Source organism: Palleronia sediminis (assembly GCF_004358695.1).
Lineage (GTDB): Bacteria > Pseudomonadota > Alphaproteobacteria > Rhodobacterales > Rhodobacteraceae > Palleronia > Palleronia sediminis.
Window position 1 is genome coordinate 1 of record NZ_SNAA01000020.1, and the last position, 25,927, is coordinate 25,927.

Here is a 25,927-nt window from a genome sequence, read left to right on the forward strand (position 1 = left end):
AAAGGGGAAAGCTTGGCCATCTGCTCGTCGCTCAGCCAGTAGAGGTCGTCCATGTCACCGCTCCGTTTTTCGGGCCGTGAATCACGCCGAACAGCAACAATCAATGCATCCTGACCCTAGCCGTGCTCGTACATCTCGTATACGGTCGCCTATCGTAAGGCAGGGGATGCCCGCAGGGGTTCCGCCGCATTGCGAAGTTTGGCGCCCCGTGGGTTCCCGAATCCGAATATCGCCAGCCATGGAACCCCGGCGAGCCCCCCTACCCCTCCGGCGGGCGCCAATCGAGGAAGAACTGGTAGAACAGTACGGCGGCGGCGGCTGCGAAGAGGAGGGCGAAGCCGGGGTTGCCGGCGGTGAGTTCGAGGGCGGCCCAGCCGGCGGTGACGGCGGTGGCGGCGATGCGGCGCCAGAGGGGGCGGAACATCGGGACGCGGACGTCGAAAAAGCCCCGGCGTTCAGGCGGCATCGACGTGGTCCCGTCGCGCAAGGTCATGGCGCAGGCGGCAACGCCCCGCGCTTTCGGGGCGGGCGGTCGCGTCGTTGTTCCGGGCCCGGTTCATGCGGCAAGCATAGCGGGGCGCGCGGCGAAAGGAAAAGCCCCGGCCCATCTCAGCCGTCGCGCTCCATGATCCACTCGACCTCGGGGGCGGCAACAAAGCGCCATTTGCGCAGCGGTCCGGCCATGACGTTGAGGTAATACATTTCGAACCCGTAGGGCGCGCCGCAGGGATGGTGGCCGCGGGGCACGCAGACCACGTCGCCGTCATGCACGGCCATCGTCTCGTCCAGCGTGCCGTCATCGGTATAGACGCGCTGCACGCCAAAGCCCGTGGCGGGGTCGAGACGGTGGTAATAGGTTTCCTCGAGATAGGTGATTCGGGGGAAATCGTCCTCGTCGTGGCGGTGGCTGGGGTAGGAGGACCAGTGCCCGGCGGGGGTGAACACCTCGGTCACGAGAAGGCTGTCGGCGTAATCCTCGGCCTCCATCGCGATATTGTTGATATGGCGCGTGTTCGTGCCGCGGCCGCGCTCGGTGAGGGTTATGCCCTCGGGGCCGATCCGTCGCGCGGGATGGCCGCCGCGGCCGGGCGCCGTGCAGAGCGCGATGGTGCAGTCGGTCGTGGCCTCGGCGCGCCAGTCGCTGCCATCGGGCAGATAGAGGCAATGCGGCGGCGTTTTTTCGAAGACGTTCATCCGCTCGCCCAGCTCGCCCCAGTCGCGGCCCGCGCCCTCGAAGCGCGCGCGGCCCTCGACCATGACGACGATCGCCTCGCGGTCGCCGAGCGCACCGGCGGCGGTCTCGCCCGCGCGCAGGCGGTAGAGCGCAAAGCCCACGTAGCGCCATCCGGCGATGGCGGGGGTGATGTCATGCACCTTGCCATGGGTGCCGAAGGGGCGGTGCAGAAGATCGGGCATCGGTTGCTCCTTGGGGTCGGGGGCTCAGGCCGGGGCGAGGTCCAGCCCCGCCTCGCGGCAGATGCGGGCGATATGGTCGTGGCCCATGCGCGAATAGGTCTCGGGGTCGGCGCGGGCGGGGTCCTGTTCGGCCTCGATGACGATCCAGCCGTCATAGCCCATCGCGGCGAGCCTTTGGGCCACGGGGGCGAAATCGATGCAGCCGTCGCCCGGCACGGTAAAGACCCCGGCGGCGACCGCGTCGAGAAAGCTCATGCCCTCGGCGCGGGCGCGATCCATCACGTCGCGGCGCACATCCTTGACGTGGACATGGTTCACCCGGTGGCCCCACCGGTCCAGCACCGCCAGCGGGTCGGCCCCGGCGAACAGCAGGTGCCCGGTGTCGAAAAGCAGGTGAACCTCGTCCGAGCTGCCCTCCATCAGCCAGTCGATATCCTCGGCATCCTCGATCATCGAGCCCATGTGGTGATGGTAGGACAGCGCCATCCCCTGCCCCGCCGTCCAGCGCGCCACCTCGGACAGGCGGGCGGCATAATCCGTCACCTCGTCGCGGGTGAGCTTGGGGCGGCGGGCGACCGGAACGGAGGGGTCGCCCTGCACCGTGTTGGAGCATTCGGCATAGACGATGCACGGCGCGCCGAGGGCCACGAACTGCGCGACCTGGTCGCGGATCGCGGCGATCTCGGCCTGCGGATCGCGCGCCATCAGGTTGCCCGAGCACCAGCCCCCGCAAAGCGCGAGTCCGTGCGCGTCGAGATAGGCGCGCAGCCCCTCGGTGTCGGCGGGCATGCGGCGTCCGCGCTCGATCCCGGCAAAGCCGATGGCGGCCGAATCGCGCAGCGCCTGTTCCATGGTAAAGGCGGCGGTCATGTCCGGCAGGTCGTCGTTCTGCCAGGCGATGGGAGAGATACCGAGTCGCACCATCGGGTCAGATCCTCTTTCGGGCGGCAAGGCCGCGTTCGTATTCCGCGCGGGCCGCGCGTACCTCGGCCCGCGTCGAGACCTCGGGCACGCCGACGTCCCACCATGCCCCGCCCGCGCCGGTGCCCGGATGGGGGTCGGTCTCGATCACGATGACGCTGGGCACGTCGCGGTCGCGGGCGGCGGCGATGGCGTCCTCGAGTTCGGCGATGCTGCCGGCCTTTTCGGCCGCCGCGCCCATGGCGGCGGCGTGGGCCGCGAAATCAATCTCGGGCTGCGCGGCGACCTCGGCATCGGCGTAGAGGTTGTTGAACGGCGCGCCGCCGGTGCCCTTCTGAAGCCGGTTGATGCAGCCGAAGCCACGATTGTCGGTCAGGATCACGGTAAAGGGCACGCGCCGCATGACGGCGGTGGCCAATTCCGAGTTCGCCATCATGTAGCTGCCATCCCCCGCGAAACAGACCACATGCGCCTCGGGGCGGGCGAGCTTAAGCCCCATTGCGCCCGCGATCTCGTAGCCCATGCAGGAAAACCCGTATTCCATGTGATAGCCGCCTCGCGCGCCGCGCCAGAGCGTGTGGAGCGCGCCGGGCATCGTGCCCGCGGCGCCCATGACCACGGTATCGGGCCCCGACTGGCGGTGCACGGCGCCGATCACCTGCGCGTCGGTCGGAAGCCCCGCGCCATTGGGCGCGGCCATCACCGCGTCGGCGGCCGAGATCCAGTCGTCGCGGCGCGTGCCGATGCGGGGCGCGGCGCGCCAGTCGCCCAGACCCTCGCCGATGCGGCGCAGGCTGTCGCGCGCGCAGCCCTGCACGGGCATCGCGCCGTGTTTCATGGCGTCATAGGCCGCGACGTTCAGCGACAAAAGCCGCCGCGCGGGGTCGCGGAACAGCGCCCACGATCCGGTGGTGAAATCCTGGAACCGCGTTCCCACCCCGATCACGAGATCGGCGTCGGCGGCCAGCGCATTGGCCGCGTCGGTGCCGGTCACGCCCAGCGCGCCCATGTTCATCGGGTGATCCGAGGCCAGGGCCGACTTGCCCGCCTGCGTCTCGAGCACGGGGATCTCGTGCGCCTCGGCGAACCGGGCCAGCGCATCCTCGGCACCGGCGTAGATCGTGCCGCCCCCGGCGACGATCACCGGGCGCTCGGCCGCGCGGATCGCGTCGATGGCGGCCGCGATCTCGGCGGGGTCGGCCTGGGGGCGGCGCTGCGGCCAGCGGCGCGGGGCAAAGAACGCCTCGGGCCAGTCATGCGCCTCGGCCTGCACGTCCTGGCAGAAGGACAGCGTGACCGGCCCGCAATCGGCCGGGTCGGTCAGCACGCGCATCGCGCGCGGCAGCGCCGTCAGCAGGTGCTCGGGGCGCATGATCCGGTCGAAATAGCGCGAGACCGGGCGGAAGCAGTCATTGGCCGACACGGTGCCGTCGCCGAAATCCTCGATCTGTTGCAGCACCGGGTCGGGGCCGCGATTGGCAAAGACATCGCCGGGGATCAGCAGCAGCGGCAGGCGGTTCACATGCGCGAGCGCCGCCGCCGTCACGAGGTTCAGCGCCCCCGGCCCGATCGAGGTCGTCACCGCCATGGCACGCCGCCGCGCATGGGCCTTGGCAAAGGCGATGGCGGTATGGGCCATGGTCTGCTCGTTCTGGCCGCGCCATGTCGGCAGGTCGTCGCGATGGGCATGCAGCGCCTCGCCCAGGCCCGCGACATTGCCATGCCCGAAGATCGCCCAGACCCCTTCGAGGAACCGCTCTCCGGTGTCGGTCTGCTGCGCGGCCAGCCATTTCACCATGGCCTGCGCCGCCGTAAGCCTGATCGTGGTCATTCCCGCCCCTTTCTCGCCTGCGTCCAGATATCGCAAAGCCGCGCGTAATTCGCGGCCATGGTGTCGATCGCCGCGCCGTCGTCGATCCGCCCGGCGAACCAGTCGCGCGCCACCTGCCCGAAGATCGTGCGCCCGACGGCGAAACCCTTGACCAGCGGGAACCGCGCCGCCAGCGCAAAGCTCTCGGCCAGCGCGGCCTCGGGGGCGTCGAGCCCCAGCACGACGATGCCGCGGGTATGGGGGTCGTGCCGCTCGATCGCGTCGCAGGCCGCGGCCCAGGCGGCCTCGGTGGCAAAGGGTTCGAGCTTCCACCAGTCGGGATGGATGCCCGCGTCGTAGAACCGTTCGATCACGCGGGCGGTGGTGTCGTCCCCGACCGCGCCCACCTTGGAGGGGATGACCTCGAGCAGCATCTCGAGCCCATTGCGCCGGGCCGCGTGGAACAGCCGTCCCACCGTGGCGATCTGGTCGGCCCAGAGCGCCGCGTCATCGTCGGGATGGGCAAAGCACAGGCATTTGACGACGTGATCGCGCGGCCATTCCCCGAGCCCCCCGCAATCGGGGCCGAGCTGCGTCTCGAGCGCCAGCGGCCGCGAACCCGGAAGCTCGACCGGGCGCCCGGTCCAGAGCCCGCGCCCGGCCGCCGCGCGCAGCGCCGACCGGCCCAGCCGTTCGTCGCAGAGGATGCCGTGGCTGCCGCCGTCCCGCGCAGCCTGCCGCGTCGCCGCCTCGAGGCAGAGCAGCTTGAACCGGCCGATCCGCTCGGGGTCCGCGCCCTCCATCTCTTCCATCTGGGCGCGATGGTCGAAGGCGAAGACGCGCAGATCGTCCCATCGCCCCTTGCGGGTGGTGGCCCAATGCACCTGTTCGAGCTCGGCATCGTGGCGCAGGTCGCGACGGACCACGCCGCGCCCGAGGAAAAGCTGCAATTCGGTCCAGCTCGGATAGGCGGGCGTGCAGCCATGGCGCGAGACCGCGAGCGCCCCGCAGGCATTGGCGTAGCTCAGCGCGGTGGTCCAGCCGGCCCCGTCGAGCCAGCCCTTGAGCAGCCCCGCCATGAACCCGTCGCCCGCACCCAGCACATTGAACACCTCGACGTCGCGCCCCGGCCCGGCCAGCCCCGCCTCGAGCGACGCGGGGATCGGCCCGTCGAACGCCACCGCCCCCATCGGGCCGCGCTTGCACACCAGCACGGCGTCCGAGACCGCGCGCACCGCGGCCAGCGCCGCGCGCGTATCGGTGCTGCCCCCGGCGATGTGGAACTCCTCCTCGGTGCCCACGATCAGGTCGAAGCGGTGCAGATGCGCGGCAAGCCGCGCCGTCACCGCCGCGCTCTCGACGAAACGGCTGTCGCCCGCGCCGTGACCGGCAAGCCCCCAGAGATTGGGGCGATAGTCGATATCGAGCGCGATCCGCAGCCCCGCGTCGCGCGCGATCCCGATGGCGTGCAGCACGGCGGCCTCGACGCGGGGATGGCTGAGATGGGTGCCGGTGACGACGAGAGCGCGCGCCCGCGCGATCAGCGCGGGGTCGATATCCTTGGGGGTCAGCCCCATGTCGGCGCAGTTCTCGCGGTAGAAGATCAGCGGAAAGCTGTCATCGTCGCGGATGCCTAGCAACACCAGCGCCGTCAGACGGTCGGGATCGGTCTTGAGGCCCGAGACCTCGACCCCCTCGCGGATCAGCTCTTCGCGGATGAAGCGGCCCATATGCTCGTCGCCCACCGCCGAGATCAGCGCCGCGCGCAGGCCCAGCCGCGCCGCGCCGCAGGCGATGTTGGTCGGGCTGCCGCCGATATACTTGGCGAAACCGCGCATGTCCTCGAGCCGCCCGCCGACCTGCGCCCCGTAGAGGTCGACGCTGGCCCGCCCGATGGTGACGATATCGAGCGGGCCCGCCTCGGGCGATGCGCCCTCAGACATCGCCCAGCGCCACCGGCCGCCCCTCGGCCCGCGACCGCGCCGCGGCCTCGGCCATGGCGAGGGCGGCGACGCCGTCGGCCATGCCCACGGGCACCGTGCCCTCGCCCGAGGCCGCCGCGACGAAGGCGTCCCACTCGGCGGCAAAGGCGGGCATGTAGCGTTCGAGGAAGAAATAGGTGGGCTTGGCCCCGGTCACGCCCCGGTCGGTCGATCTGCGCAGCGTCGTCTCGTGGATGTTGCCAAGCTCGAGCAGCCCCTTTTCGCCCAGCAGCTCGACCCGCTGGTCATAGCCGTAGGCGGCGCGGCGCGAGTTGCGGATCGTCGCGATCCGCCCGTCGGCCCAGGTCATGACGATGACGGCGGTGTCGATATCGCCCGCCTCGCCGATGGCCGGATCGACCAGCACCGACCCGGTGGCCGAGACCGTTTCGGGCAGACCGCCCATCAGCCAGTGCGCCATGTCGAAATCATGGATCGTCATGTCGCGGAACAGCCCGCCCGACACCTTGATATAGGCGATCGGCGGCGGCGCGGGATCGAAGGAGGTGATGGCCAGCATCTCGGCCCGTCCGACCTCGCCCGCATCGAGCGCGGCCTTGAGCGCGGCAAAGCTGGGGTCGAACCGGCGGTTGAAGCCCAGCATGACGGGCCGCCCGCTGGCCTCGGCATGGCGCGCGCAGGCCCGCGCCCGCTCCAGCGACAGGTCGACCGGCTTTTCGCAGAACACCGCCTTGCCGGCATCGACCGCGCGCTCGATCAGGTCGGCATGGGTGTCGGTCGAGGTCGCGATCAGCACCGCGTCGATGCCCGGATCGGCGAGGATCTCGTCGGTCCCGCGCATCTCGGCCCCGAACCGACCGGCCAGCGCCCCGGCGGCGTCGGCATTCACGTCGGCCACCGCGGCCAGGCGGCTGCCGGCATGGCCCGCGATGTTGACGGCATGGACCTGCCCGATCCGGCCGGCCCCCAGAAGTCCCGTGTTCAGCATGTCCCGCTTTCCCTCGTCTGCGTGGTCCGGGGGGGCGGCGGCACGGGGCGCCGGACGGGCGCTCCGACGGGCCGCGACGCCCCCGGTGCGCACTGGATAAAGGATTGCACTGCTGTGCAGAACACCGAAAGCGGGCTCGCCCGAGATTTTCCCGCGGCGCGCGATCCGCGCCGGAACGGGGACCCGGCGCGCCCCCGCCGCCCGGTCAGGAGGCCGCGTTGTACCAGGCGCGGATCGCGGCGCGGTCGTCCTCGGGCAGGTCGGTGATGTTGGCGGGCGGCATCGCGTGGGACACGCCCGATTGCAGGTAGATCTGCTGCGCCGCGCCCGCGATATCGGCGCGGGTCTCGAGATAGACCCCCTTGGGCGCCCAGCGGATGCCGTCCCAGACGGGCTCGCGCGCGTGGCACATCGAACAGCGCCCGACGACGATCTGCTCGACCTCGTCAAAGCCGGCGGCGGCGGCATAGATCTGCGCATGCGGGGACAGCTCGCGCGCCTGCGCCTCGGCGAAATCGCTGTCGCGAAGCGGCACGGTCGAAAGCCACGCGATGGCGAGAAACAGCACCACCGTCACCGCCCATGTCCATGTCGGGGCCTTCTGGCGGGTGTGCATGGTATTGAAGTAATGCCGGATCGACACCCCGATCAGGAACACCAGCGCCGCGATGATCCAGGCGTTGTCGGTGCCGAAAGCCAGCGGGTAGTGGTTCGACAGCATCAGGAACAGCACCGGCAGCGTCAGGTAGTTGTTGTGGGTCGAGCGCAGCTTGGCGATCTTGCCGTATTTGGGGTCGGGCTTGCGCCCGGCCTTGAGGTCGCCCACCACGATGCGCTGGTTGGGCATGATGACGAAGAACACGTTGGCGGTCATGATCGTGGCCGTCATGGCGCCCAGGTGCAAAAGCGCCGCGCGCCCCGTGAACACCTGGTTCAGCGCCCAGCTCGACACCACGATGCCCGCGAAAAGCACCAGCATGACGGCGGTGGGGTATTCCTTGAGCGGCGAGCGGCACAGAAGGTCGTAGCCGATCCAGCTGATGGCGATGAAGCCGGCCGAGACGAGGATCGCCTGCCAGATCGCCAGATCGGCCTTGGCGCGGTCCACGAGGTAAAGCTCGGCCCCCGCCCAGTAGACGATCATCAGCAGCGCGGCGCCCGACAGCCAGGTGGCGTAGCTTTCCCATTTGAACCAGACGAGATGCTGCGGCATCGCCTCGGGTGCGACGAGGTATTTCTGGATGTGGTAGAAGCCGCCGCCATGGACCTGCCATTCCTCGCCATCGGCGGCGCCCTTGATGTTGCGGTTGAGCCCGAGATCGAGCGCCACGAAATAGAAGGACGACCCGATCCAGGCGATGGCGGTGATGACATGCAGCCAGCGCACCGCGAAGGCGCCCCAATCCCACATGATGGCGAAATCCTGCATGGTCCGGCCCCCCTTGTTGCGACCCGCCCCGTGTATCGCGCGGGGCGCCCGCCGTGTATGGGGCAGCCCGCTCAGCACTATCAAATTATCCCGAAAGGTGGCGCGCGGGCTCAGGCCACCAGCCGCCAGGCGAAGCCCGCCGTGACCCCGAACCCTATCGTGGCGATGGCCGCGCGCATGATGGGGCGCGGCACGATCCGCACCAGTGGCGCGCCGGCATAGCCGCCCGCGGTCGCGGCCAGCATCATCGCGGTCGCGTAGGACCAGTCGATCAGCCCCGCCGCGGCGAAGGTCGCGACCGAGATCGTCGAGACGGTAAAGGCCGCGACGTTCTTCAGCGCGTTCATGCGCGACAGGTCCTCCATCCCCCAGAGCGCGAAGAGCGCCAGCAGCATGATCCCGAGACCGCCGTTGAAATAGCCGCCATAGACGCAAGCCAGCGCCATGCCGATGCCCGGACGGGCCGCTCCCGGCCGGCCCCGCGCCGCGGCCCGCGCCCGGATGCGGTCGCCGAAGACGAAGGCCAGCGTCGAGCCCAGCAAAAGCACCGGCACGATGGCCGAGAACGCCTCGTTCGAGCTGACCAGCAGCAATAGCGAGCCCGCGAAACTGCCCGCGAGCGTCACCGCCACCAGCCGCAGCACGAAGCGCCTCTCGAAACTGCGCAGCTCGGCGCGAAAGCCCAGCGCCGAGGCGGCATAGCCCGGAAACACCGCCAGCGCCGAGGTCGCGTTCGCGGCCACGGGCGGCACCCCCACCGCCACCAGCGCGGGCAGGGTAAAGAACGTGCCGCCCCCCGCGACGGCATTGACCACGCCCCCCACGAAGGCCGCGGCCGAGACGAACAACAGATCCCACATACCGAACCGGCCCCGAAACTTCGCCCCCCGCCCTAGACCGCGCGGGCGGCGGCGGCAACGGGGGCGGGCTGCGGCCCGGTGCGGGGCTCTCCAATTCTCTGTTTCCACAAATACTCATGACCCGCCGGCCGGCCCGCGCGGCGCCGCTTGCCCCCGGCGCGCGACCGCGCCAGAAGGGCCCATGCCCAAGTCTCCCGATTTCGTCTGTTCCGCCTGCGGCGCGCGCCATACCAAGTGGAGCGGGCGCTGCGATGCCTGCGGGGCGTGGAACACCATCGTCGAAGAGGCGCCGCTGACCACCGGCCCCGGCGCGCGGGCGCTCGGCGCCGCGCGCGGGCGCGGCATGGCGCTGTCGGACCTGTCGCGCGCCGAGGCGCCGCCGCCGCGCACCCGCTCGGGGCTCGAGGAACTCGACCGCGTGCTGGGCGGCGGGCTGGTGCCCGGCTCGGCGGTTCTGGTCGGCGGCGATCCGGGCATCGGCAAATCGACGCTACTGCTCCAGGCGGCGGCGAGCTTTGCGCAGGCCGGGCTCGGCTGCATCTACGTCTCGGGCGAGGAAGCCTCGGCGCAGGTGCGGATGCGCGCGGCCCGGCTGGGCCTCGGGGCGGCGCCGCTGCGCCTCGCCGCCGAGACCAACCTGCGCGACATCCTGACCACGCTCGAGGCCGAGAAACCGGCGCTGGCGATCATCGATTCGATCCAGACCATGTGGAGCGACAGCGTCGACAGCGCGCCCGGCTCGGTCGCGCAGGTGCGCGCCGCCGCGCATGAGCTCGTCACCTTTGCCAAGCGGCACGGCATCGCGGTCGTGCTGGTGGGCCACGTCACCAAGGAGGGCCAGATCGCCGGCCCCCGCGTGGTCGAGCACATGGTGGACACGGTGCTCTATTTCGAGGGCGAGCGCGGCCACCAGTTCCGCATCCTGCGCGCGGTCAAGAACCGCTTCGGCCCCGCCGACGAGATCGGCGTGTTCGAGATGACGGGCGCGGGGCTGGCCGAGGTGGCCAACCCCTCGGCGCTGTTCCTGGGCGAGCGCGAGAACCCCGCGCCGGGCTCGGTCGTCTTTGCCGGCATCGAGGGCTCGCGCCCGGTGCTTTGCGAGATCCAGGCGCTGGTCGCGCCCACCCCCCACGCCCAACCCCGCCGCCAGAGCGTCGGCTGGGACGGCGGGCGGCTTGCGATGATCCTCGCCGTGCTCGAGGCGCGCTGCGCGATTCCCTTTGCCGGGCTCGACGTCTATCTCAACGTGGCGGGCGGCCTGCGCGTGCGCGAGCCCGCGGCCGATCTTGCCGTCGCCCTGGCGCTGCTGTCGGCCCGCGAGGACACCGCCCTGCCCGCGGAAACGGTCGTTTTCGGCGAGATCAGCCTGTCGGGCGCGCTGCGCCCCGCGTCGCAGGCGGAAAACAGGTTGAAAGAGGCGGCCAAACTTGGTTTTTCGGCGGCGATCGCGCCCGCGCAGGCCAAGCCGCTTGCGACCGAGGGCATGGGGCTGCGGCAATATCCCGATCTCGCCGGGCTCGTGGGCGACCTTTTCGGCGCCGGATAAGGAGACGACGTGACCGGTTTCACCTCATTCGACGCCATCGTGGCCTTCGTGGTCGTCGTCTCGGCGATCCTCGCCTATTCGCGCGGCTTCGTGCGCGAGGCCATGGCCATCCTCGGCTGGATCGTGGCGGCGGCGCTGGCCTTCGTTCTGGCGCCCGCGGCGCAGCCTCTGGTGCGCGAGATCCCGGTGCTGTCGCAATACCTGTCCGGCTCGTGCGAGCTCAGCATCATCGTGGCCTTCGTCGCGGTCTTTGCCGTATCGCTGGTGGTGGTGTCGATTTTCACGCCGATCCTGTCGGGCGCGATCCGCGACAGCGCGCTGGGGCCGGTGGACCAGGTGGCGGGGTTCGTCTTTGGCGTGGCGCGCGGGGTGCTCTTGGTCGCGGTGGCCTTCATCGTCTACGATCGGCTCGCCGCGACCGAGACCATCGCCGCGGTCGAGAACAGCCGCACCGCCAACATCTTTGCCCGCAACGAGACCGCGCTGGACGGGACCATCCCCGACGACGCGCCGGGCTGGATCGTAGAGCGCTACGAAGGGCTCGTCGGCATCTGCGAGTAAGCGCGCGCGGCCCGCGTCACAGCATCAGCTTGACCGCCAGCGCCCACATCACCGCGCCGACCCCGAGATCGAGCACGCGCCACGCGGCCGGCCGGGCAAAGACCGGCGACAGGAACCGCGCGCCGTAGCCCAGCGAAAAGAAAAAGACGAAGGACGCCGTGACCGCCCCCGCGCCGAAGCCGAGGCGCGAGGGATAGGTGCTGGCCACCGACCCCAGCAAAACCACCGTGTCGAGATAGACATGCGGGTTGAGCCAGGTCAGCGCGAGGCAGGTCGCGAGCGCCGCGCGCAGCCCGCCCGCCCCCGTACCCGCCGCGTGCAACTGCCCGCCGCCCCGGATCGCGGCGCGAAAGGCGAGCCCGCCATAGGCCAGCAGGAACGCCGTACCGCCCCATGTAAAGACCGGCTCGATCCAGGGCGCGGCCTCGACCAGCCAGCCGAAACCCGCCACGCCGGCCGCGATCAGCACCGCGTCGCTGAGCGCGCAGGTCAGCACGACGCCAAGGACATGGGACCGGCGCAGGCCCTGCCGCAGCACAAAGGCGTTCTGCGCCCCGATGGCGAGGATGAGCGAGAGGCCGAGCGCGAAGCCCGGAAAAATTGAATCCATTTGTCGGCTTTAGCCGCGGGATCGCCGCAATTCCAGCACCGGGGCGCCGTCCTCCGGCATCATCCGGGCCCCCTTCCCGAACGGAGTGGACAATGCGATGGGCAAGGGGTTTCGCCGCGGGCGAACAGGGCGGAATGACCGAATGGATGGTGCTGGCGGCGCTCGGCGCGGGGGTGGTGATCGCGATATCGGACGATCTGCGGGCGGGCGGCCGTTCGGTGGGCTGCGCCGCAGGCGCGCAGGCGGCCGCGATGCAGGACGGGCTGGCCGAGGGCGCGCTGCCGCCCTGACCGGGCGGGAGGGCGCGCGCGCCCCGCGCCCTCAGCTTTCGTTCATCTGGGCCATGACCTCGTCCGAGGCGTCGAAATTGGCGGTGACGTTCTGCACGTCGTCGTCATCGTCGAGCGCGTCGAGCAGGCGGGTCAGCTTTTGCATCCCCTCGAGGTCGAGCTCGGTCGTGGTAGTCGGGCGCCAGACCAGCCGCGTGCTTTCGCTTTCGCCCAGGATCTCTTCGAGCTTGCCGGACACCTCGTTGAGATCGGTATCGGCGCACCAGATCACATGCCCCTCGTCCGAGGTCTCGGCATCCTCGGCCCCCGCCTCGATCGCGGCCATCATCACCGTGTCGGCATCGCCCGCCTCGGGTCCATAGACGACCTGGCCCTTGCGCTCGAACATGAAGGACACGCTGCCCGTCTCGCCGAGATTGCCGCCATGCTTGCCAAAGGTCGATCGCACGCTCGACGCGGTGCGGTTGCGATTGTCGGTCATCGCCTCGACGATCACCGCGACCCCGCCGGGGCCATAGCCCTCATAGCGGATTTCCTCGTAGCTGTCGCCATCGCCGCCCATGCTCTTCTTGATGGCGCGGTCGATCACGTCCTTGGGGACCGAGTTCGTCTTGGCCTCTTTCACGGCAAGGCGCAGGCGCGGGTTCTTGTCGGGGTCCGGGTCGCCCATCTTGGCGGCGACGGTGATTTCCTTGGACAATTTCGAAAACAGCTTGGATCGGGCCGCATCCTGACGCCCCTTGCGATGCTGGATGTTGGCCCATTTGGAATGACCCGCCATGCCGTAATCCCCTTTGAGTGAAAGCGAGGGCGATATAGTCCGGGCGGGGTGCGGCGTTCAAGGGGTGGCCGTGCGCTCAGCCCGTGGGGCCGTATAGCAGCGGCGCGGCCGGGTCCGGCCCGAGCGTCACCCACGGATCGGCCGCGACCGGGCCCAGCGCCACGCGCGGGCGGGGGCTGGGGCGCAGCACCGCCACGGGCCATGTCTGCGGGCAGCCGGCGAACCGCCCCTCCCACGCGCCGCCGCCCGCCTCGCGCACGGCGGTGCAAAGCGCGCCGCCGGGCATCCGCGCCGTTACCGTGTCGCGGTAGAGCGTCACCGCGACCGGGGCCGGCGGCGCCGTGGCGGCCTGCGTCCCGGCGCGCGGGGCCGCGGCGCATCCCGCCACCAGCGGCAACAGGGCGATAAGGGCGATCTGGCGGATCATGGGGGGTGTCCTCGGGTGGTGCGGCTGCGCGCCCCAGCCTAGCGCCAAGTCGCGGGTGACACCATGGCGCGGGCGTGCTTACGCTCGGGCCGATCCCGAACCGCACAGGCCGCGCCGATGCTCAAGCTCCATACCTTTCCCCCGTTCCGCGGCACCGTCTCGGCCAGCCCCTTTACCACCAAGGTCGATGCGCTGCTCTGCATGGCCGGCCTGCCTTTCGAGAGAGTTCATGCCGATGTGCGCAAGGCCCCGCGCGGCAAGCTGCCCGTTCTGGTCGATGGCGACCGCGTCATCCCCGACAGCACCCTGATCGAGGCGCATCTGGTCGCCGCCCACGGCGCCGATTTCACCGCCGGGATGGATGCGCGCGACCGCGCGCTCGACACCGCGATCCGGCGGATGTGCGAACATCACCTCTATTTCCTGATCGGGCATTTCCGCTGGACGTTGCATCCCGACACGGTCCGCGAGGGCTATTTCGCCGAGATCCCCCGCCCCTTGCGCGGGGTGGTGTTCGGCATCGTGTCGCGCACGATGCGCAAGACCGCGCGGCTCCAGGGGCTCGGCCGCTTTACCGAAGAGGAAAAGGCGATGCTGGCGCGGCAGGATATCGACGCGCTGGCCGATCTGCTGGGCGAGCGGCCCTTTTATTTCGGCGAGGCGCCGCGCTCGGTCGATGCCTGCGTCTTCGGCGCGATCCATACGGTGCTGCGCTGCGACCTCGACACCCCGGCGCGCGACGCGATCCTCGCGCGCCCGACGCTCGTCGACTTCGAGGAACGGCTGCGCTCCCGTCTTTACGACGACGCGATGGCGCCGCGCGGGGTCAGTGCAGCGGCCAGATCAGCGGGATGAGCAGCGCCGCCGTGACACCGAGGATCAGGTTGAGCGGGATGCCGACGCGCAGGTAATCGGTGAAGCGATAGCCCCCCGGCCCATAGACCAGCATGTTGGTCTGGTAGCCGATGGGCGTCGAGAACGCCGCCGAGGCCGCGAACATCACCGCCACCACCAGCGGCCGCGGGTCGAGCCCCAGCGACAGACCCAGCTCGATCGCGATGGGGGTGAGGATGACGCCCACGGCGTTGTTCGACACCATTTCCGTCAGGGTCGAGGCCAGCAGATAGATCACCAGCACCACCATCACGGGCGGCACGTCGGCCAGCAGCGGTGCGACCCATTCCGCCAACAGCGCCACCGCCCCCGACGCCTGCAACCCCGCGCCGACCGCCAGCATGGCAAAGATCAGCGCGAGGAGCCGCCCTTCGACAAAGGAAAACGCCTCGTCCGCGTCGATGCAGCGCGACACCAGGATCAGCGCCACCGCCATGACGGCGAGCCCGAGGATCGGCGCCACGCCAAAGGCCGCGAGCACCACCACCGCCGCCAGCGCGCCGATGGCGATGGGGGCCTTGCTGCGCCGGTAGGCCTGGGCCGAGGGCGTCGAGATATCCAGAAGCTCCATGTCCTGCGCGAGGCGGCGGATATCGGCGGGCGCCCCTTCGAGCAGCAGCGTATCGCCCACCCGCACCTCGACCTCGTCGAGCTGGCGGCCGATATTCTGGTTCCGGCGGTGGACGGCCAGCGGATAGACGCCATAGCGGCGGCGCAGGCGCATCGCGCCCAATGTGCGGCCGATCATGCGGCAGCCGGGCGAGATCAGCACCTCGACGGTTTCGGTGGCGACCGAACTCAGCCGGTCCACGCCCTTGAGATCCTTGTTTTCCTTGAGGCTCAGCAGCTCGGCCATCTCGGTGCGCAGCACGACGCGGTCACCCTCGGCCAGTTCGACCGCGCTGAGGTTGCGCCTCAGCGAGGCATCGCCGCGCAGCACGTCGATCACCCGCCCGCCCTCTCGGCGGAACATGTCGACTTCGAGCACGGGCTGCCCGGCCAGCGCCGAGCCCTCGGGGATCGCGACCTCGGTGAAGTATTTCATCCGCCGCCGGTCGCTGACCATGTTGGCCAGCGACGTGCGCTCGGGCAGAAGATGACGCCCCACGAGTGCGAGATAGAGCCCGCCCACCGCGATCTGGGCCAGCCCCAGCGGCAGGATCTCGAAGATCGAGAAAGGTTCGAGCCCCTGCCCCCGCGCCACCCCGTCGACCAGCAGGTTCGTCGAGGTGCCGATCAGCGTCAGCGTCCCGCCGAGGATCGCGGCATAGCTGAGCGGGATCAGCAGCTTGGAGGGCGACACCCCCATCCGGCGGGCAAGCTGGACAAAGACGGGGATCATCACGACCACGACCGGCGTGTTGTTCATGAAGGCCGAACCCAGCGCCACGGCGCAAAGCAGAAGCAGCAGCACCCGGCGCGGATGGCTCTCGGCGCGGCTGTCGGCAAGCTCGGTCAGCCATTGCAGCGCGCCAGTGCGCACCAGCCCCCCCATGACGAGAAACATGGCCGCGATCGTCCAGGGCGCCGGGTTCGACAGCACCTCGAGCGCGGCGTCATAGGGCAGCAGCCCCAGCCCGTACATCACCGCGGCGCCCGCCACGGCGACTACGTCGGCGGGATAGGTTTCGCGCGCAAAGAGCACGAACATCACGATGACGACGCCGAAACTCGCCAGCGCGTGGATCGTCGGATCCTGGAAAAAGGTCAACATCGGGAGATATGCCAGCCGGTCCTGTGCCTTGGTCAGCCGCCCGACCTTAACCGGAACGGCGGGCCGCGCAAGCGCGCGCGGATGGCGCGAGGCGCGCGGGGGCCGGAAAAACGCGGGTGGGTCGCTCGACCGGGTGGAAACGCGCGGCGGCCGTGACGGAGGCATGAGGCCCGCCGCCCCGATCCGCGATCAGCCCGGCGACGGCTCGAGCCGGCCGCCCTCGCGGATCATGCGCACCGCGACCGCCTTGCCCGTCCGGTCGTCGGTCTCGACCAGCACGCCCGACAGGGTCGCCTCGCCGCGGGCGGGCTGGAACCGGCCCTTGGGCATCCCGGTCAGGAACCGGCGCAGCGGCTCGTCCTTTTCCATGCCGATGACGCTGTCGTAATCGCCGCACATCCCGGCATCGGTCTGGTAGGCGGTCCCGCCGGCGAGGATGGTCGCATCCGCCGTCGGCACATGGGTATGGGTGCCCACGACGAGGCTGGCGCGCCCGTCGCAGTAATGGCCCACGGCCATCTTTTCCGATGTCGCCTCGCAATGGATATCGACCACCGCCGCCTGCACCGCGCCGCCCAGCGTGGCGGCCCGCAGCGTCGCGTCGAGCGCCGAGAACGGGTCGTCGAACGGCCGCTTCATGAAGACCTGGCCCAGCACCTGCGCGACCAGCACGCGCCGCCCGCCCGCCGCCTCGAAGACGCGCGCGCCCTTGCCCGGCGCGGCCTTGGAGTAGTTGAGCGGCCGCAGCACCCGCGGCTCGGTCTCGATGAAGCGCATCATCTCGCGCTGGTCGAAGGCGTGATCGCCCAGCGTCACGACATCGGCCCCCGCTTCGAGAAGCCCCGTGGCATGGTCGGGCGACAGGCCCATGCCGTTGGTCGCGTTCTCGCCGTTGACGATGCAGAAATCGACCCCGTGCCTGTCGCGCAGCGCGGGCAGCCGGGTCTCGATGGCGGTGCGGCCGGCGCGCCCCATGACGTCGCCGAGAAACAGGATACGCATGGGCCCCCGCTACGATGCGGGGCCGCGATCCGCAAGACCGGGGCGGATCGCCTCGGCCTCGGTCACGATCAGGTCGAGCGGCGCGTCGGTCTCTTCGGTGGGCACGCGGTCGACCTGCTGCGCGGCATAGGCGAACCCGATGGCCGTGACGGGTCCGCGGGCGCGCAGCTCGGCCAGGGTGCGGTCGTAGAACCCCCCGCCATAGCCCAGCCGCCCGCCCGACCGGTCGAAGGCCAGCAGCGGCACGATCACCACGCGCGGCACGATCCAGCCCCCGGTTTCGGGGATATCCACGCCGAAGGGGCCGCGGATCATGGCCGTGCCCGGCGACCACGCCCGGAACCTGAGCGGCGCCGCGCGCGCCACGATCACCGGCAGCCCGACCGGCCCGGTGGCCGCACGCATCGCGGGCATGGGGTCGATCTCGCTCCGCATCGCGGCATAGGCGGCCAGCGGCGCGCCGGGCCAGGCGGCCAGCGTCTCGACCAGCAGATCGGCCGCGCCGGGCCCGGCGGCGGCATGGGCGGCGGCGCGGCGGTCCATCGCCGCGCGGCGCAGGGCGTCCTTGTGCGCGGCGAGGTTCATAGCAGGATCACCGCGGCGAGCCCAAGAAAGGCAAAGAACCCCACCACGTCCGTCACCGTCGTCACGAAGGTGCCCGAGGCCAGCGCCGGGTCGATCCCCGCCTTGTCGAGCGCGAGCGGCACCAGCACCCCCGCCAGCCCCGCGACGACGAGGTTGACCACCATGGCCAGCGCGATCACCAGCCCCAGCAGCGGCATCCCGAACCAGATCAGCCCGACGATGCCGACGATCACCGCAAAGGCCAGCCCGTTGAGCAGCCCCGCACCGACCTCGCGCCGGATCACCCGCCAGGCGTTCGATCCCGTGAGGTCGCGCGTGGCCAGCGCGCGCACCGCCACCGTCATGGATTGCGTGCCCGCATTGCCCCCCATCGAGGCCACGATGGGCATCAGCACCGCCAGCGCCACCACCGCGGCCAGCACGTCCTCGAACAGCGAGATGACGATCGAGGCGAGGATCGCGGTCCCGAGATTGACCAGCAGCCACGGGAACCGCCGCCTCACGATCTCGAGCGTGCGGTCCGAGATGCTTTCGTCGCCGACGCCGGCCAGCAGCAGCAGATCCTCGGCATTCTCTTCGGCCAGCACGATCATCGCGTCGTCGATGGTGATGACGCCCACGAGACGGTCGCTCGCGTCGACCACCGGGGCCGAGATCAGGTGATACTGGTTGAAGGCATAGGCCACGTCCTCCTCGTCCTGGTCGGCGGGGATGGTGCGGAAGGACGGCTCGGTGAGGTCGGCCAGCCGCGTGACGCGATCGGCGGCCATCACCTTGCCCAGCGTGACATGCCCGACGGGGCGGAACCGCGGATCGACCAGCACGATGTGATAGAACTGCTCGGGCAGATCGAGGCTCGCGCGCATGAAATCTATGGCCTCGCCCACGGTCCAGTGCTCGGGCGCGGTGACGACCTCGCGCTGCATGAGCCGCCCGGCCGAGCCTTCGGGAAAGGCCAGCGCGCGCTCGATGGCCAGCCGCTCGGGCCGTTCCAGCGCCTCGAGGATGGCGGCCTGCTGTGGCGCATCGAGATTTTCGAGCAGGTCGACCACATCGTCGGATTCGAGCTCGCGCACCGCCTCGCCCAGCACCGCGGGCGACAGCGCGGCGATCACGTCCTCGCGGATCGAATCGTCGAGCTCGGACAGGATGTCGCCGTCGAACTCGTGCCCGTAGAGATCGATCAGGCGGTGCCGGGCGCCCTCGTCGAGCTGTTCGAGAAGGTCCGCGATATCGGCGGGGTGCAGCGGCGCCATCAGCGCGGTCAGCGCCCCGGCATCCCCCGCCTCGACCGCCTCGCGCGCGGCGCGCACCGTCTCGCCGCTCAGCGCATAGGCGTCGTCCTCGAGGCGCTCGGCCTCGGGCAGGGTTTCGGGGTCGGCCATATGGGATCCTCGCGCGGTCTGGCTGGCGCCAAGACTAGGGCGCGGGCGGGTCCGCTTCCAGTGGGCGGCGCAAGTTTACCTCGCCCCGCGGCCCGCCTAAGAAGGCGCCGAACCCGCATCGCGACCGCAAGGAGGCAGCGCGCCGATGGCAGACCTTATCACGGGGCAGGTGCTGCGCTTTGTCGCCGACCCCTTTGCCGTACCGCCCGAGGAGGCCGCGATCCACGATGCCCATGGCGCGATCCTGGTCGAGGGCGGCCATGTCGTGGCCGCCGGCCCGGTCGACGCGGTGGCCGCGCGCGCGGGCGCGGCGCGGCGCACCGACATGGGGCGCGCGCTGCTGCTGCCGGGCTTTGTCGACGCGCATATGCATTATCCCCAGACGGGAATCATCGCGAGCTGGGGCAAGCGGCTGATCGACTGGCTAGACACCTACACCTTTCCCGAGGAGATGCGGTTCGAGGAACCCGCCTATGCCGCCGCCCGGGCCGAGCGCACGCTCGACCTTGCGCTGGCGCATGGCACGACGACGCTGGCGAGTTTCTGCACCATCCACAGCGTCAGCGTCGACGCGTTCTTTTCCGCGGCCGAGGCGCGCGGCATGGCCGTGGTCGCGGGCAAGACCTGCATGGACCGCAATGCGCCCGCGGGGCTGACGGACACCGCCGAAAGCGCCTTCGACGCGTCGGAGGCGCTGATCGAGGCGTGGCACGGCAAGGGGCGCGCGCGCTACGCGATCACGCCGCGCTTCTCGCCCACCTCGTCGCGCGAGCAGCTCGAGGCGCTGGGCGCGCTCTGGGCGCAGCATCCCGATTGCCTCATGCAGACCCACCTGTCCGAGCAGACCGACGAGATCGCCTGGATGCACGACCTCTTTCCCGAGGCGCGGGACTATCTCGACACCTACGAGGCGTTCGGCCTGCTGGGCGAGAGGGCGCTCTACGGCCACGCGATCCACCTGCGCCCGCGCGAACGCGCGCGGCTGGCCGAGACAGGCGCGGCGCTGGTGCATTGCCCGACCTCCAACAGCTTCATCGGGTCGGGGCTGTTCGACATGGCGCGGGCAAGGGCCGAGGGGCTGTCGGTGGGGCTGGCCACCGATACCGGCGGCGGGTCGTCGTTCTCGATGCTGCGCACCATGGCCGCCGCCTACGAGATCGGGCAGCTCGCCGGATCGGCCCTGCACCCCGCGCAGCTCTTGTGGCTGGCGACCGAGGGCTCGGCCCGCGCGTTGCACATGGAGGGCGAGATCGGCACGCTCGCCCCCGGATCGGCGGCGGATCTCGTGGCGCTGGACCTGGGCGCGACACCGGCCATCGCGCAACGCGCGGCGCGCGCCGAATCGGTCTGGGAAGAGGTCTTTCCCACGATCATGATGGGCGACGATCGCGCGGTGGCGGGCGTCTGGGTGGGCGGACGGCGCGCGCTGGGCTAGCAGCCCCGCCCCAGAACCAGCGCCCAGTAGCGCCCGTCCTGCGCGATCCCGTAGCTTTCGAGCCCCTGTGTCAGCAGGTTCTTGCGATGCGGCGGGCTGTCCATCCAGCCCGCCACGACACCGGCCTCGCCGCCGAAATCGCCCATCGCCACGTTCTCGGCCCCGCCGCTGCACCCCACTGCCCGGAGCCGTGCCGAAAAGGACGAGCCGTCCGCCCCGGTATGCGAGATCGCGCCCGCCTTGCGCATCGCGGCGGCCTGGCGCGCAGCGGCCCGGTCGAGCTTGTCGATCCGTTCGAGCGGGGCGAGCCCGTTGGCGCGGCGCACCTCGTTCACGGATTGCGCCGCGGCGGGCAGGGCCAGCGTGGCGAGGGCGGCGGCAAGTGCGATGGCGGTTCGGGTCATGGGGATCTCCGGTCGGGGGTGTCGGCGCGACAACGCGGTGGCGCAAGGCGCGGTTTCATGGGGTTTCGCGCAGTCCCGGCGGGCGGCGACGCGGCGCGGCAGGGGATCGGGGTATTTGAGAAAGAGAAGATTTGGGGGGAGGCGTGCGGGCGCCCCGGCGTCACGGGACGAGGCCGCGGGAAAGGGCGCGGTGGCGTTCGAGCACCGTGGGCAGGTCGATCGTCGTGATCGCGCCGTCGCGCACGACCTGCCGCCCCTCGACAAAGAGATGGCGCACGCGGTTCGGCCCGGCCAGCAGCATCGCGCCCGCGTCCCGATTGCCCGCGGCCTCGGGGCCGCGCATGTCCCAGATGGCGAGATCGGCGCGCGCGCCGGGCTGAATGCGCCCGCATTCGGGTCGTCCCAGCACATCCGCGCCGCCCCGCGTCGCGATCTCGAGCGCCTCGCGCGCCGACATCGCGCCCGGACCCGAGGACACGCGTTGCAGCAGCATCGCCATCCGCGCCTCGGCCGCGAGGTTGCCCGCGTCGTTCGAGGCCGAGCCGTCCACCCCGAGCCCCACCGGCACGCCCGCGTCGCGCATGGCGCGGACCGGCGCGATCCCGCTGGCGAGGCGGCAGTTCGAGCAGGGGCAATGCGCCACCCCCGTGCGCGAGCGGGCGAACAGGTCGATCTCGCCCGCGTCGAGCTTGACGCAATGGGCGTGCCAGACATCGTGGCCGGTCCAGCCCAGATCCTCGGCATATCGGCCGGGGCGGCAGCCGAACCGCGCGAGGCTGTAGGCCACGTCCTCGTCGTTCTCGGCCAGGTGGGTATGCAGGCGCACGCCCTTGTCGCGGGCGAGGATCGCCGCGTCGCGCATCAGCTCGCGGCTGACCGAAAAGGGCGAACATGGCGCGACGCCCACCTGCACCATCGCACCGGGGCGGGGATCGTGAAAGGCGTCGATCACGCGGATGCAGTCGTCGAGGATCGCCGCCTCGTCCTCGACCAGCGCATCGGGCGGCAGCCCGCCCGCGCTTTCGCCGATGGACATGGCCCCGCGCGTGGCGAGAAACCGCAGCCCGATCTCGCGCGCGGCGTCGATCGTGTCGTCGAGCCGCGCGCCGCCCGGATAGAGGTAGAGGTGATCCGAGGTCAGGGTGCAGCCCGACAGCGCCAGCTCGGCCAGCCCGGTGAGCGCCGAGACGCGCATATGCTCGGGGCCCATCCGCGCCCAGATCGGATAGAGCGTCCGCAACCAGCCGAACAGCGCCGCGTCCTGCGCGCCGGGCACCGCGCGCGTCATGGTCTGGTAAAGGTGGTGATGCGTGTTCACGAGCCCCGGCGTGACCAGGCATCCGGCGAGGTCGTGGATCTCGGCGCCCCCGGCGGCCAGCCCCTGCCCCACCGCCGCGATCTGCCCGCCCGCGATCAGGATATCGGCATCCGCGTGTTCGGACCGCGCGTCGTCCATCGTCAGGATGGCCTGGGCGCGGCGCAGAAGGATGGGGCGGGTGTCGGGCATGGGGCGGCTCCGCGCTCAGATCCGGCCGAGCAGTTCGAGCGCCGCGGCATGCAGGTCGGCATTGGCGGCGGCGATGATGCGCCCGCCCCGCCCGGCCTTGCCGCCGTCCCAGGTGGTGACGATGCCGCCCGCCGCCTGGACCACGGCCATCGGCCCCTGGATGTCGTAGGCCTGCAGCCCGGCCTCGATCACGAGGTCGACATGGCCCGCGGCAAGCAACCCGTAGGCATAGCAGTCGAGCCCGTAGCGCGTCAGCCGCGCCCGTTCGGACACGCGCGAAAAGGCCGCGCGATCCTCGGGGCTGCCGATCTCGGGAAAAGTGGTGAGCAGGATCGCATCCTCGATCCGGGCCGTGTCGCGGGTGGCCAGGTCGCGGCGGCTGCCGGCATGGTCGAGCCAGGCCTCGCCCGGCGCGCCGAAGAACCTCTCGTCCGTATGGGGCTGGTCGATCAGCCCGACGAGCGGTGCCGCGCCGTCGCCCGCCGCGACCAGCGTGCCCCATGTGGGCGCTCCGGCAAGGTAGGCGCGCGTCCCGTCGATCGGGTCGAGCACCCATGTCACCCCGGTCGAGCCGGCGCTCGCCCCGTATTCTTCGCCGAGGATGGCGTCGTCGGGCCGCAGCCGGGCCAGCACCTCGCGCATCGCCCGTTCGGCGGCGCGGTCGCCCTCGGTCACGGGGTCGAAGCCGCCGGCCTGCTTGTTGTCGGCGGCCAGGGCCGGGGCGCGGAAATGGCGCAGCGTCTCGGGGCGCGCGGCGTCGGCACAAGCCAGCGCGACGCGGCACAGATCGGCGATCAGCTCGGGCGGGACCGAAAGGCTCATGGACCTTGCGCTAGACAGAAGGCCCGACGCGGTCAATGGCCGCCCGGTCGTCAGACAGCGCGCGGGCCAGATCGAAGAGTCGGCGGCGCTGCGCCTCGGGGATGGCGTAATAGGCACGCAGCAGGTCGGTCGCCTCGCGGTCGGAATAGGGGTCGGCGGCGGTCTCGATCCGGTCGTCGGGGCCCGCCCCCTCGAAGAAGAAGGCGATCGGCACGCCGAGCGCCTCGGCGATGTCCCAGAGCCGCGAGGCCGAGATGCGGTTGGTGCCGGTTTCGTATTTCTGGATCTGCTGAAACCTGATCCCGACCCGTTCGGCGAGTTGCTGCTGGGTCGTCCCGGTCAGTCGGCGACGGTGCCGGACGCGTTTTCCGACATGGATATCAACGGGATGTGGCATGGCGTTCCGCTAGAGGTTCAGGCCTTTCAATCTGACGGGAGGCCCGACGCGCGCAACCTGCCCTATTGGACAGGGCGCGCGGCGCATCATTCGGCCGCGATGCGCTGCGGGGTGAAGGCGGCGCGGGCATAGCCGTCGCGCACGACCTGCGAGATCTGTTGCGACAGCGTCCCCGACAGCGCGGGCGAGACATAGAGGTTGATGTTCTGGTGAGCGAGATCGGGCAGCCCGGCGCTGGAAGGCACCTCTTCGGTAAAGGGCGGCAGGGCGCGACCGATATGGGCGCGGATGCCGAGATCGGCGGCCAGCGCCACGTCCGAGGCCGCGTCGCTGTCGGATTCGAGCATGGATTGCCAGCCGATCCCCGCCGCGTCGAGCGCGCGGGTGGCCATCTGGCGAAAGATGCAGCTCGAGCAGAAGGCGAGCTTGACCGGGCGTTCGCGCCAGGCCGTCCCGCCGCGCGCGCCGATCCAGACCAGCGGCAGGCTGACCAACGTCTCGCCCCCCGGCCCGACCGATTGTTCGGTCGTCAGGATCACGTCGAGTTCGCCGCGCCCGAACCGCGCCAGCAGGCTTCGCGTCGGCAGCGAATGAAGCCGCACCTCGACCCGCGGGAACAGCACCGACAGGCGGTGCAGGACGGGCGGCAGCGCGGGATAGATGATGTCATGCGGAACGCCCAGCGTCACCTGCCCCTCGAACCGGTCGTCGGTCAGCCGCGCCACCGCCTCGTCGTTGAGCTGGAGCAGCCGGCGGGCATAGCTGAGCAACTGGTCGCCCGCGGGCGTGAGCGCGACGCTGCGCTGCGTCCGGTCGATGAGCGAGATGCCGAGATTGTCCTCGAGCCGCTTCATCTGCATCGAGACCGCCGATTGCGTAAGCCCCAGCGCCCCCGCCGCGCGGGTGACGCCGCCGCTTTCGGCGACGGCCACGAAGGACCTCAGCGCGACGAGATCGAGATTGCGGGACATATCACCCCCTGTGATGGCAGCGTTCAGAATTATTCGTTTCCATGATCTAGCCGAAGCCGCTAGACGGATCAACAGACGGAATACGCCGCCCGACCTTCATCACGACGAGGATATGACATGCCCGCCGCCGCCTACCGCCCCGCTCGGCTCTCCTCAGGCTCCGCAGGCCTTGCGCCCCGGCGCCGGCCCGGCCCGCTGGCGGTCTGGAACCTCGTGCGCCAGCGCCACGCGCTTGCCGCGCTGGATGCGCGGTTGCTGGCCGATGTGGGGATCGACGCGGATGCCGCCGCGCAAGAGTCCGCGCCCCCGCATGGGACCTGCCGTCGCACTGGCGGCGTTAGACCCCCGAACCGCGAGCGCAAACTCTTGAACTGACGCCGCGCAATCCCGATATTGCTCGCAACACCCGCGGGCATCGTCCGCGGCTGTCAGCAGCGTGGAGGGTATCGATGGCTGAACAACAAACGATCCGCGCCGGAACGCATACGCGCGCGGCCGGGATCGACGAGGGTCTTCGGGCCCATATGAACAAGGTCTACGGCATCATGTCCGTGGGCATGCTGATTACAGGGGCGGCGGCCTGGGCCATTTCGGGGCTCGCCGTGACCCCGACCGGCGAGCTGAGCCCGCTTGGCGTGGCGATCTACGCCTCGCCGCTGAAATGGCTCATCATGTTCGCGCCGCTCATCATGGTCTTTGCCTTCGGGGCGGTGATCAACCGCATCTCGGCGGCGGGCGCGCAACTGTTCTTCTACACCTTCGCCGTGCTGATGGGCCTGTCGATCAGCTCGATCTTCCTGGTCTTCACCGGCTTTTCCATCGTCCAGACGTTCCTTGCGACGGCGGTGGCCTTTGCCGCGCTGTCGCTGTGGGGCTACACCACGAAAAAGGACATCTCGGGCTGGGGCAGCTTTCTCATCATGGGCGTCGTCGGGCTGATCGTGGCCTCGATCGTCAACATCTTTCTCGGCTCGCCCGCGATCGCCTTTGCGGTGTCGGTGCTGGGCGTCCTGATCTTTGCGGGCCTGACGGCCTATGACACGCAGCGGATCAAGGCCGAGTATATCGAACATGCCCGGTCCATGGACCAGGAGTGGCTGGGGAAATCGGCGATCATGGGCGCGCTGAGCCTGTATCTCGACTTCATCAACCTGTTCATGTTCCTGCTGAGCTTCATGGGCCAGCGCGAATAAGCGCGCCCCGAGGCCGGATCGGCGGCGAACGCGCCC

Annotated in this window: 27 protein-coding genes; 7 read left to right on the forward strand and 20 right to left on the reverse strand. The window is 70.4% G+C overall.

Translation table 11 applies throughout. The annotated features are described in order from the left end of the window. Nucleotides 1-259: 259 nt before the first annotated feature. The 8 genes from E2L08_RS14680 to E2L08_RS14715 all read right to left on the reverse strand — a co-directional run bounded on the left by E2L08_RS14680 (nt 260) and on the right by E2L08_RS14715 (nt 9,367). The gene (locus E2L08_RS14680) at nt 260-493 is read right to left on the reverse strand and encodes a hypothetical protein (protein ID WP_133397851.1); all 234 of its coding nucleotides are present in this window, start codon (nt 491-493) and stop codon (nt 260-262) included. Nucleotides 494-609: 116 nt separating this feature from the next. After that, nucleotides 610-1,416: a 5-deoxy-glucuronate isomerase gene (gene iolB, locus E2L08_RS14685; RefSeq protein WP_133397852.1), complete on the reverse strand. Its 807-nt coding sequence runs from the start codon at nt 1,414-1,416 to the stop codon at nt 610-612. Nucleotides 1,417-1,440: 24 nt separating this feature from the next. After that, the gene (gene iolE / locus E2L08_RS14690; protein WP_133397853.1) at nt 1,441-2,340 is read right to left on the reverse strand and encodes a myo-inosose-2 dehydratase; all 900 of its coding nucleotides are present in this window, start codon (nt 2,338-2,340) and stop codon (nt 1,441-1,443) included. 4 nt (nt 2,341-2,344) lie between these two features. Continuing rightward, on the reverse strand, nt 2,345-4,168 hold the full coding sequence (iolD, locus tag E2L08_RS14695; protein WP_133397854.1) for a 3D-(3,5/4)-trihydroxycyclohexane-1,2-dione acylhydrolase (decyclizing): 1,824 nt from the start codon (nt 4,166-4,168) through the stop codon (nt 2,345-2,347). Continuing rightward, nucleotides 4,165-6,090, reverse strand: a complete 1,926-nt coding sequence (locus E2L08_RS14700) for a bifunctional 5-dehydro-2-deoxygluconokinase/5-dehydro-2-deoxyphosphogluconate aldolase (RefSeq protein WP_133397855.1) — start codon at nt 6,088-6,090, stop codon at nt 4,165-4,167. The genes iolD and E2L08_RS14700 overlap by 4 nt, the downstream gene beginning before the upstream one ends. Further along, the gene (iolG, locus tag E2L08_RS14705) at nt 6,083-7,078 is read right to left on the reverse strand and encodes an inositol 2-dehydrogenase (protein ID WP_133397856.1); all 996 of its coding nucleotides are present in this window, start codon (nt 7,076-7,078) and stop codon (nt 6,083-6,085) included. The genes E2L08_RS14700 and iolG overlap by 8 nt, the downstream gene beginning before the upstream one ends. A 205-nt stretch (nt 7,079-7,283) precedes the next feature. Next, nucleotides 7,284-8,507, reverse strand: coding sequence for a urate hydroxylase PuuD (locus E2L08_RS14710; protein ID WP_133397857.1), 1,224 nt, complete (start codon nt 8,505-8,507; stop codon nt 7,284-7,286). A 110-nt stretch (nt 8,508-8,617) separates the two neighbouring features. Beyond that, nucleotides 8,618-9,367, reverse strand: coding sequence for a sulfite exporter TauE/SafE family protein (locus E2L08_RS14715; RefSeq protein ID WP_133397858.1), 750 nt, complete (start codon nt 9,365-9,367; stop codon nt 8,618-8,620). Nucleotides 9,368-9,548: 181 nt separating this feature from the next. Here E2L08_RS14715 and radA point away from each other — a divergent pair, with 181 nt between their 5' ends. Continuing rightward, nucleotides 9,549-10,913, forward strand: coding sequence for a DNA repair protein RadA (gene radA / locus E2L08_RS14720; protein ID WP_133397859.1), 1,365 nt, complete (start codon nt 9,549-9,551; stop codon nt 10,911-10,913). 9 nt (nt 10,914-10,922) lie between these two features. Further along, nucleotides 10,923-11,474, forward strand: coding sequence for a CvpA family protein (locus E2L08_RS14725; RefSeq protein WP_133397860.1), 552 nt, complete (start codon nt 10,923-10,925; stop codon nt 11,472-11,474). A 16-nt stretch (nt 11,475-11,490) separates the two neighbouring features. On the opposite strand, the gene E2L08_RS14730 is transcribed toward E2L08_RS14725, so the two are convergent. Next, entirely contained in the window at nt 11,491-12,084 is a 594-nt protein-coding gene (locus E2L08_RS14730) for a LysE/ArgO family amino acid transporter (protein ID WP_133397861.1), read from the reverse strand. 92 nt (nt 12,085-12,176) lie between these two features. Here E2L08_RS14730 and E2L08_RS14735 point away from each other — a divergent pair, with 92 nt between their 5' ends. Further along, a complete protein-coding gene (locus E2L08_RS14735) occupies nt 12,177-12,374 on the forward strand; it encodes a hypothetical protein (protein WP_133397862.1) in 198 nt (65 codons plus the stop codon). Between the two features lie 31 nt (nt 12,375-12,405). Here E2L08_RS14735 and E2L08_RS14740 read toward each other — a convergent pair whose 3' ends face one another. Next, nucleotides 12,406-13,155: a YebC/PmpR family DNA-binding transcriptional regulator gene (locus E2L08_RS14740; protein WP_133397863.1), complete on the reverse strand. Its 750-nt coding sequence runs from the start codon at nt 13,153-13,155 to the stop codon at nt 12,406-12,408. A gap of 76 nt (nt 13,156-13,231) precedes the next feature. After that, nucleotides 13,232-13,582 carry a hypothetical protein gene (locus tag E2L08_RS14745; RefSeq protein ID WP_133397864.1) on the reverse strand — a complete coding sequence of 117 codons (351 nt, stop codon included), beginning with the start codon at nt 13,580-13,582 and terminating at the stop codon, nt 13,232-13,234. 117 nt (nt 13,583-13,699) lie between these two features. On the opposite strand from E2L08_RS14745, the gene E2L08_RS14750 reads away from it, so the two are divergent. Beyond that, nucleotides 13,700-14,437, forward strand: coding sequence for a glutathione S-transferase family protein (locus tag E2L08_RS14750; protein WP_168771166.1), 738 nt, complete (start codon nt 13,700-13,702; stop codon nt 14,435-14,437). Here the strand turns inward: E2L08_RS14750 and E2L08_RS14755 are convergent. From E2L08_RS14755 to mgtE, 4 genes are all read right to left on the reverse strand, one after another. Next, nucleotides 14,409-16,190 carry an SLC13 family permease gene (locus E2L08_RS14755; protein ID WP_133397866.1) on the reverse strand — a complete coding sequence of 594 codons (1,782 nt, stop codon included), beginning with the start codon at nt 16,188-16,190 and terminating at the stop codon, nt 14,409-14,411. The genes E2L08_RS14750 and E2L08_RS14755 overlap by 29 nt on opposite strands. A 189-nt stretch (nt 16,191-16,379) precedes the next feature. Then, nucleotides 16,380-17,192 (reverse strand): TIGR00282 family metallophosphoesterase, encoded by an 813-nt coding sequence (locus tag E2L08_RS14760; RefSeq protein ID WP_133397867.1) that lies wholly within the window; start codon nt 17,190-17,192, stop codon nt 16,380-16,382. Between the two features lie 9 nt (nt 17,193-17,201). After that, entirely contained in the window at nt 17,202-17,777 is a 576-nt protein-coding gene (locus E2L08_RS14765; protein ID WP_133397868.1) for a 5-formyltetrahydrofolate cyclo-ligase, read from the reverse strand. Further along, nucleotides 17,774-19,162, reverse strand: a complete 1,389-nt coding sequence (gene mgtE / locus E2L08_RS14770) for a magnesium transporter (RefSeq protein ID WP_133397869.1) — start codon at nt 19,160-19,162, stop codon at nt 17,774-17,776. Before mgtE ends, E2L08_RS14765 begins: the two co-directional genes overlap by 4 nt. Nucleotides 19,163-19,307: 145 nt before the next feature. Here mgtE and guaD point away from each other — a divergent pair, with 145 nt between their 5' ends. Continuing rightward, nucleotides 19,308-20,597, forward strand: a complete 1,290-nt coding sequence (guaD, locus tag E2L08_RS14775; protein WP_133397870.1) for a guanine deaminase — start codon at nt 19,308-19,310, stop codon at nt 20,595-20,597. Here the strand turns inward: guaD and E2L08_RS14780 are convergent. From E2L08_RS14780 to E2L08_RS14800, 5 genes are all read right to left on the reverse strand, one after another. Then, nucleotides 20,594-21,001 (reverse strand): CAP domain-containing protein, encoded by a 408-nt coding sequence (locus tag E2L08_RS14780; RefSeq protein ID WP_133397871.1) that lies wholly within the window; start codon nt 20,999-21,001, stop codon nt 20,594-20,596. The two genes, guaD and E2L08_RS14780, sit on opposite strands and share 4 nt — an antisense overlap. Before the next feature lie 160 nt (nt 21,002-21,161). Further along, nucleotides 21,162-22,508 (reverse strand): 8-oxoguanine deaminase, encoded by a 1,347-nt coding sequence (locus E2L08_RS14785; RefSeq protein ID WP_133397872.1) that lies wholly within the window; start codon nt 22,506-22,508, stop codon nt 21,162-21,164. Between the two features lie 15 nt (nt 22,509-22,523). Next, nucleotides 22,524-23,330 carry an inositol monophosphatase family protein gene (locus E2L08_RS14790; RefSeq protein WP_133397873.1) on the reverse strand — a complete coding sequence of 269 codons (807 nt, stop codon included), beginning with the start codon at nt 23,328-23,330 and terminating at the stop codon, nt 22,524-22,526. A 10-nt stretch (nt 23,331-23,340) separates the two neighbouring features. Further along, nucleotides 23,341-23,727 (reverse strand): helix-turn-helix domain-containing protein, encoded by a 387-nt coding sequence (locus E2L08_RS14795; protein WP_133397874.1) that lies wholly within the window; start codon nt 23,725-23,727, stop codon nt 23,341-23,343. Nucleotides 23,728-23,813: 86 nt separating this feature from the next. Further along, nucleotides 23,814-24,698 carry a LysR family transcriptional regulator gene (locus E2L08_RS14800; protein WP_133397875.1) on the reverse strand — a complete coding sequence of 295 codons (885 nt, stop codon included), beginning with the start codon at nt 24,696-24,698 and terminating at the stop codon, nt 23,814-23,816. Nucleotides 24,699-24,815: 117 nt separating this feature from the next. Here E2L08_RS14800 and E2L08_RS14805 point away from each other — a divergent pair, with 117 nt between their 5' ends. Both E2L08_RS14805 and E2L08_RS14810 read left to right on the forward strand, forming a co-directional pair. Continuing rightward, nucleotides 24,816-25,073, forward strand: coding sequence for a YjiS-like domain-containing protein (locus tag E2L08_RS14805; RefSeq protein WP_240758253.1), 258 nt, complete (start codon nt 24,816-24,818; stop codon nt 25,071-25,073). Nucleotides 25,074-25,147: 74 nt separating this feature from the next. Further along, the gene (locus E2L08_RS14810) at nt 25,148-25,891 is read left to right on the forward strand and encodes a Bax inhibitor-1/YccA family protein (protein WP_133397876.1); all 744 of its coding nucleotides are present in this window, start codon (nt 25,148-25,150) and stop codon (nt 25,889-25,891) included. Nucleotides 25,892-25,927: the final 36 nt, after the last annotated feature.

Coding starts and splice junctions, on each gene's coding strand:
- E2L08_RS14680 (WP_133397851.1), bottom strand. CDS start 493: ATGACCTTGCGCGACGGGACCACGTCGATGCCGCCTGAACGCCGGGGC.
- iolB (WP_133397852.1), bottom strand. CDS start 1,416: ATGCCCGATCTTCTGCACCGCCCCTTCGGCACCCATGGCAAGGTGCAT.
- iolE (WP_133397853.1), bottom strand. CDS start 2,340: ATGGTGCGACTCGGTATCTCTCCCATCGCCTGGCAGAACGACGACCTG.
- iolD (WP_133397854.1), bottom strand. CDS start 4,168: ATGACCACGATCAGGCTTACGGCGGCGCAGGCCATGGTGAAATGGCTG.
- E2L08_RS14700 (WP_133397855.1), bottom strand. CDS start 6,090: ATGTCTGAGGGCGCATCGCCCGAGGCGGGCCCGCTCGATATCGTCACC.
- iolG (WP_133397856.1), bottom strand. CDS start 7,078: ATGCTGAACACGGGACTTCTGGGGGCCGGCCGGATCGGGCAGGTCCAT.
- E2L08_RS14710 (WP_133397857.1), bottom strand. CDS start 8,507: ATGCAGGATTTCGCCATCATGTGGGATTGGGGCGCCTTCGCGGTGCGC.
- E2L08_RS14715 (WP_133397858.1), bottom strand. CDS start 9,367: ATGTGGGATCTGTTGTTCGTCTCGGCCGCGGCCTTCGTGGGGGGCGTG.
- radA (WP_133397859.1), top strand. CDS start 9,549: ATGCCCAAGTCTCCCGATTTCGTCTGTTCCGCCTGCGGCGCGCGCCAT.
- E2L08_RS14730 (WP_133397861.1), bottom strand. CDS start 12,084: ATGGATTCAATTTTTCCGGGCTTCGCGCTCGGCCTCTCGCTCATCCTC.
- E2L08_RS14735 (WP_133397862.1), top strand. CDS start 12,177: ATGCGATGGGCAAGGGGTTTCGCCGCGGGCGAACAGGGCGGAATGACC.
- E2L08_RS14740 (WP_133397863.1), bottom strand. CDS start 13,155: ATGGCGGGTCATTCCAAATGGGCCAACATCCAGCATCGCAAGGGGCGT.
- E2L08_RS14745 (WP_133397864.1), bottom strand. CDS start 13,582: ATGATCCGCCAGATCGCCCTTATCGCCCTGTTGCCGCTGGTGGCGGGA.
- E2L08_RS14750 (WP_168771166.1), top strand. CDS start 13,700: ATGCTCAAGCTCCATACCTTTCCCCCGTTCCGCGGCACCGTCTCGGCC.
- E2L08_RS14755 (WP_133397866.1), bottom strand. CDS start 16,190: ATGTTGACCTTTTTCCAGGATCCGACGATCCACGCGCTGGCGAGTTTC.
- E2L08_RS14760 (WP_133397867.1), bottom strand. CDS start 17,192: ATGCGTATCCTGTTTCTCGGCGACGTCATGGGGCGCGCCGGCCGCACC.
- E2L08_RS14765 (WP_133397868.1), bottom strand. CDS start 17,777: ATGAACCTCGCCGCGCACAAGGACGCCCTGCGCCGCGCGGCGATGGAC.
- mgtE (WP_133397869.1), bottom strand. CDS start 19,162: ATGGCCGACCCCGAAACCCTGCCCGAGGCCGAGCGCCTCGAGGACGAC.
- guaD (WP_133397870.1), top strand. CDS start 19,308: ATGGCAGACCTTATCACGGGGCAGGTGCTGCGCTTTGTCGCCGACCCC.
- E2L08_RS14780 (WP_133397871.1), bottom strand. CDS start 21,001: ATGACCCGAACCGCCATCGCACTTGCCGCCGCCCTCGCCACGCTGGCC.
- E2L08_RS14785 (WP_133397872.1), bottom strand. CDS start 22,508: ATGCCCGACACCCGCCCCATCCTTCTGCGCCGCGCCCAGGCCATCCTG.
- E2L08_RS14790 (WP_133397873.1), bottom strand. CDS start 23,330: ATGAGCCTTTCGGTCCCGCCCGAGCTGATCGCCGATCTGTGCCGCGTC.
- E2L08_RS14795 (WP_133397874.1), bottom strand. CDS start 23,727: ATGCCACATCCCGTTGATATCCATGTCGGAAAACGCGTCCGGCACCGT.
- E2L08_RS14800 (WP_133397875.1), bottom strand. CDS start 24,698: ATGTCCCGCAATCTCGATCTCGTCGCGCTGAGGTCCTTCGTGGCCGTC.
- E2L08_RS14805 (WP_240758253.1), top strand. CDS start 24,816: ATGCCCGCCGCCGCCTACCGCCCCGCTCGGCTCTCCTCAGGCTCCGCA.
- E2L08_RS14810 (WP_133397876.1), top strand. CDS start 25,148: ATGGCTGAACAACAAACGATCCGCGCCGGAACGCATACGCGCGCGGCC.